Annotated in this window: 3 protein-coding genes and 1 pseudogene; all 4 read left to right on the forward strand. The window is 37.2% G+C overall.

All coding sequences use genetic code 11. From position 1 onward, the window contains the following. Window positions 1-900, forward strand: a pseudogene (gene rny, locus QZ548_RS08325) (ribonuclease Y); the annotation flags it as partial. Window positions 901-1,449: 549 nt separating this feature from the next. Then, complete coding sequence (locus QZ548_RS08330; RefSeq protein ID WP_295869655.1) at window positions 1,450-2,256, forward strand: basic amino acid ABC transporter substrate-binding protein; 807 nt, start codon at window positions 1,450-1,452, stop codon at window positions 2,254-2,256. Between the two features lie 11 nt (window positions 2,257-2,267). Further along, window positions 2,268-2,924, forward strand: a complete 657-nt coding sequence (locus QZ548_RS08335) for an amino acid ABC transporter permease (protein WP_105089103.1) — start codon at window positions 2,268-2,270, stop codon at window positions 2,922-2,924. Further along, window positions 2,921-3,640, forward strand: a complete 720-nt coding sequence (locus tag QZ548_RS08340; RefSeq protein WP_005386848.1) for an amino acid ABC transporter ATP-binding protein — start codon at window positions 2,921-2,923, stop codon at window positions 3,638-3,640. Before QZ548_RS08335 ends, QZ548_RS08340 begins: the two co-directional genes overlap by 4 nt. The last annotated feature ends 249 nt before the right edge of the window (window positions 3,641-3,889 follow it).

A 3,889-nucleotide genomic window follows, 5' to 3' on the forward strand; every position in this document is an offset into this window, starting at 1 on the left:
TAAGGTCGTATTATCGGACGTGAGGGACGTAATATTCGTACCCTTGAATCATTAACAGGAATTGATGTGATTATCGATGAAACACCAGAAGCGGTGGTATTAAGTGGGTTTGACCCAATTCGTCGTGAAATCGCGAAAATGACACTAGAAAAATTAATTTCAGACGGTCGTATTCATCCTGCTCGTATTGAAGAAATGGTTGAAAAATCTCGTAAAGAAATGGATGAGCGTATTCGTACAATCGGTGAACAAGCAACGTTCGAAGTTGGAATTCACTCATTACATCCTGATTTGATTAAGATTTTAGGTCGTTTATACTTTAGAGCTAGTTACGGTCAAAACGTATTGCATCACTCCATTGAGGTGGCTCAGTTGGCCGGCATTATGGCGGCCGAATTGGGTGTCGATGTCAACTTGGCACGTCGCGGTGGCTTGATTCATGATATAGGTAAGGCCTTGGATCATGATTTGGAAGGTACGCACGTATCTATCGGCGTCGATGTAGCGAAGAAGTACGGCGAATCGAAGGCGGTTATCAATTGTATCGCTTCTCATCACGGCGATGAAGAAGCCACATCTGTTGAAGCGGTTTTGGTAGCGGCAGCCGATGCCGTGTCGGCGGCTCGACCGGGAGCACGTCGAGAAACCTTGGAAAACTACTTGAAGCGATTGTCCAAGTTAGAAGAAATCGCCAAATCCTTCGAAGGCGTTGAAGAGTGTTTCGCTATTCAGGCAGGACGTGAAATTCGCGTAATGGTTAAGCCTGAAAAGCTGAACGAAGACGATTGTGTTATTCTCTGCCATGACGTGGCGAAACGAATCGAAGCGGAATTGGAATATCCCGGACAGATTAAGGTCGTCATTATCAGAGAAACGCGCATGGTCGATTATGCAAAATAGAAAGTTACAGCCCTTTGTACCATACGGTGCGAAGGGCTGTTTTGTGTCCGTATACCTATGGCGTAAAGTTCATCGGGTATGATATAATGCCATAACACGTGCTGTGGTTGAAAGTCGATGCCAGTCGCAGGCGAAACGATCCACATAAGCAACCCAAGGGGTTGTGAGCATGGTGCGGCTTAGGTGTAAGTCCTGCCGGTAAAACCGAGAGGGGTAGTAGTGGGGAGTCTCGGACTTATGAGCGAACCCTCCAGCAGGCGAGTGTGGGGGCAAAGACCAGGTCAGCCGTATGCGGGCACATGAGGCTTTTCTCATGTGCTTTTTTCTTTTTATACATCTGTATATTTAAAAATGGTGAAAATACCGATTCTTATGGGAAAGTTTTTATACATTATTGTTATAAATATACAATCAGTGTATAAAAATAAAATATAAATATAGTGATTAATTGATATTTAGGATGATTCTATACAAAATTATTGACATAATTATACCAAGTGGTATACTAGTGGAATAAAAATAGTTAGTTTAGTAAATGAGGATGATTCGATGTTAAATAGCAAGTTAAAAAAATTAATCATTGGTGGTTGTATGTTAGTAATGGCCGGTACTGTAATTGGCGGTTGTGGATCTTCTACACAAACAACTTCTAATAAACTCATTGTTGGTACTAATGCCACATTTGTACCATTTGAATTTAAAGATGAAAAAACTCAAGACTACACAGGCTTTGATATTGATTTAATTCGTGCCATTGGTAAACGTATCAATAAAGATGTAGAGCTTAAGAATGTTGCTTTTGATGCTTTGATTCCAGCTTTAAATACACATGATATTGATGTAGCTGCATCTGGTATGACGATTACCAAAGCTAGAAGTGAAAAGGTATTATTCTCTTCTCCATATTATGAAAATGCCCTTGCTGTAGTATATAAAGATGGCGCAAATATCACATCTCTTGACAATCTTAAAGGCAAGAAAATTGCTGCTCAACTAGGTACTACTGGTGCAGATTTAGCCCATAAAATCGAAGGTACTACTGTAAAAGAGTTTGACCATAGTAATGAAGCTTTGTTAGAATTACAAAATGGTGGTGCTGATGCAACTGTTATTGATTTGCCAGTGGCTCAATATTACAGTACTAAACATCCAGATCAACATATTAAATTTATGGCATATCCAAATACAAAAGAATATTTGGGCTTAGCAATTAATAAAGATAATAAAGATTTACAAGAACAAATCAATAAAGCAATTGCAGATATGAAGGCTGATGGTGAATTTAATACATTATATAAAAAATGGTTTAATGTAGATGCACCTGCTGATATGCCAGTAGTGGTAGAATTTAAATAATAGGAGAGATCATGAGTTTTAATTGGGGGTTAATTGCGGATAATTTACCGCTCTTATTACAAGGTGCACTTGTAACCGTAGAAATTACAGCTATGTCTGTTGGCTGTGGTTTCTTTATCGGTTTATTAGTAGCCTTAGCAAATTTATCTAAATTTACTGTAGTTAGATTATTAGCAAAATGTTATGTAGATATCATTCGTGGTACACCGTTATTGGTACAAATCTTCTTGATTTATTTTGCTTTGCCAATGATTACAGGACAACGTATTGATCCATTTATTGCAGCTGTTACCGCATGTAGTATTAACTCTGGTGCATATGTGTCTGAGATCTTCCGTGCTGGTATCCAGTCTATCGATAAAGGTCAAATGGAAGCAGGTCGATCTCTTGGTTTAACTTGGGGTCAAACTATGCGTTATATCATCATGCCTCAAGCTTTCAAAGCAATTATCCCACCATTGGGTAATGAATTTATTGCTATGTTGAAAGACTCCTCATTGGTTTCTGTAATTGGTTTCGAAGAATTGACACGTCGTGGTCAATTAATCATTGCTAAAACGTATGCATCCTTTGAAATCTGGGGTACAGTTGCTGTTATTTACCTTATTATGACAGTAACAATTTCACAATTAGTTGGTTACCTTGAAAGGAAATATAGCATTAAATGATTAAATTAGAAAATGTACATAAATCCTTTGGTAAAAATGAAGTATTAAAGGGCATTGATTTACATATAGAAAAAGGTCAAGTTGTCGTTATAATTGGTCCATCTGGTTCTGGTAAAAGTACAGTATTGCGTACTATGAACTACTTAGAAGAGCCTACATCTGGTAAGGTAATTGTAGATGGTATGGATCTTTCTGATAAGTCTAAACTCAATGAAGTTCGTGCTGAAGTAGGGATGGTATTCCAAAACTTTAATCTTTTCCCACATATGACTGTAATGGAAAATTTAACATTAGCTCAAACTAAGGTTCGTAAAACTTCTAGTGATGAAGCTAAGAAAATCGGACAAGCTTTACTTGATCGCGTTGGGTTAGGAGATAAAGCTAATGCATATCCTGATTCCTTATCTGGTGGTCAAAAGCAACGTGTTGCTATTGCCCGTGCCCTAGCGATGAAACCAAAAGTTATGCTATTTGATGAACCTACATCTGCACTCGATCCAGAAATGGTTCGTGAGGTTCTAGATGTAATGAAGTCTCTCGCAGAAGAAGGGATGACGATGGTTATTGTTACTCATGAAATGGGCTTTGCTAAAGAAGTAGCTGACCGCGTATTATTCGTTGATGGTGGATTAATCTTAGAAGATGATACTCCTGAAAAGGTATTTGATGCTCCAACAAATGAGCGAACAAAATTGTTCTTGTCGAAAATTTTATAATAATATTTTCTAACATAAAAGGAAGTAAGTTCTGAAATTCAGAGTTTGCTTCCTTTTTTTGTATTTTTAAAGATAACCAAATTTGTAGATATTAAATTTCTTAATATATGAATCGATTTATATCTATTAATATATTTGATGACTTATTTTATCCGTATCTGTTCAACCCTTGTAAATAAGCGCTTTTAGGCTTTTCTTAATCTATAAAATACGATTATTGCTATAAATATTTGTGATATATAAATATTT

The sequence above is a fragment of the uncultured Veillonella sp. genome, assembly GCF_915069625.1.
GTDB lineage: Bacteria > Bacillota > Negativicutes > Veillonellales > Veillonellaceae > Veillonella.